The sequence below is a fragment of the Nakamurella leprariae genome (assembly GCF_016918035.1).
Lineage (GTDB): Bacteria > Actinomycetota > Actinomycetes > Mycobacteriales > Nakamurellaceae > Nakamurella > Nakamurella leprariae.
This window is the reverse complement of the sequence record NZ_JAERWK010000037.1, coordinates 1-1,432: the sequence shown is the minus strand read 5'-3', so window position 1 is coordinate 1,432 and position 1,432 is coordinate 1. Positions and strand designations below refer to the sequence as shown.

Annotated in this window: 1 pseudogene; it reads right to left on the bottom strand. The window is 71.2% G+C overall.

What is annotated here, in order from left to right:
• Positions 1 to 21: 21 nt before the first annotated feature.
• Positions 22 to 1,399 (bottom strand): annotated as a pseudogene (gene glyA, locus JL106_RS22650) (serine hydroxymethyltransferase).
• Between the last annotated feature and the right edge of the window lie 33 nt (positions 1,400 to 1,432).

Here is a 1,432-nt window from a genome sequence, read left to right as displayed (position 1 = left end):
GGGATCTCGGTCGGCGGGGGTTCAGCTCAGGTCTGGGTAGAGCGGGTGTCGGGTGGCGAGGGTGGCCACGCGGGTGCGGAGTGTGTGGGCGAGGTCGGTGGGCAGGTCGCCGACGGGGGCGGTGAGGGCGGTGGCGATGATGTCGGCGACCTCGGCGAAGTCGGGGTCGGTGAACCCGCGGGTGGCCAGGGCGGGGGTGCCGATGCGCAGGCCGGAGGTGATCATCGGGGGGCGTGGGTCGAACGGGACGGCGTTGCGGTTCACGGTGATGCCGATGGCGTGCAGGCGGTCCTCGGCGGCCCGGCCGTCGAGGTCGGAGTTGCGCAGGTCGACCAGCACCAGGTGCACGTCGGTGCCCCCGGTGAGTACCGAGATCCCGGCGGCCTCGACGTCTTGGCGGGTGAGTCGGTGGGCGAGCACCGTGGCGCCGGACAGGGTGCGTTGCTGCCGTTCGGTGAACGCCGGGTCGCCGGCCATCTTGAACGCCACGGCCTTGGCCGCGATGACGTGCTCGAGTGGGCCGCCCTGCTGGCCGGGGAACACCGCGGAGTTGATCTTCTTGGCCAGTTCCGGGTCGTTGGTCATGATCACGCCGCCGCGGGGGCCGCCGAGGGTCTTGTGCGTGGTGGTGGTGACCACGTGCGCGTGCGGCAGCGGCGAGGGGTGCAGCCCGGCGGCGACCAGGCCGGCGAAGTGGGCCATGTCGACCATCAGGTAGGCGCCGACCTCGTCGGCGATCTCCCGGAACCGGGCGAAGTCCAACTGCCGCGGGTAGGCCGACCAGCCCGCGATGATCAGCTTCGGGGCGTACTCGGCGGCCAGCCGGGCCACCGCAACCCCGTCCACCGTCGGACGTCACCGTTAACGTTGTCGCTGTTCAAGCAGCCAACCAGGGAACCTCGTCCATGTCGACGCGGTGGTCCTCCTTGGACACCTCGTAGGCGGTGACGTCGTACAACAGGCCGGAGAAGTTGATCCGCATGCCGTGGGTCAGGTGCCCACCATGGGCCAGGGACAGCCCCAGGATGCGGTCGCCCGGTGTGATCAGCGCCTGCATGGCGGCCGCGTTGGCCTGCGCCCCCGAGTGCGGCTGCACGTTGGCGAACCCGGCGCCGAACAGGCCCTTGACCCGGTCGATGGCCAGCGACTCGATCACATCCACGTGCTCGCAGCCGCCGTAGTAGCGGCGGCCCGGGTACCCCTCGGCGTACTTGTTGGTCAGCACCGAACCCTGCGCCTGCATCGCCGCGACCGACGCGAAGTTCTCGCTCGCGATCATCTCCAGCGTCTCCTGCTGCCGGCGCAGCTCCCGGTGCACGCACTCGGCCACCTCCGGGTCGGCCTCGGCCAGCGACGCGTCCAGCCCCGGCCACGGCCGACCCCCACCCGACCCACCCACCCGAACGCCCTCACTCGGCGGGGTACTCACGGT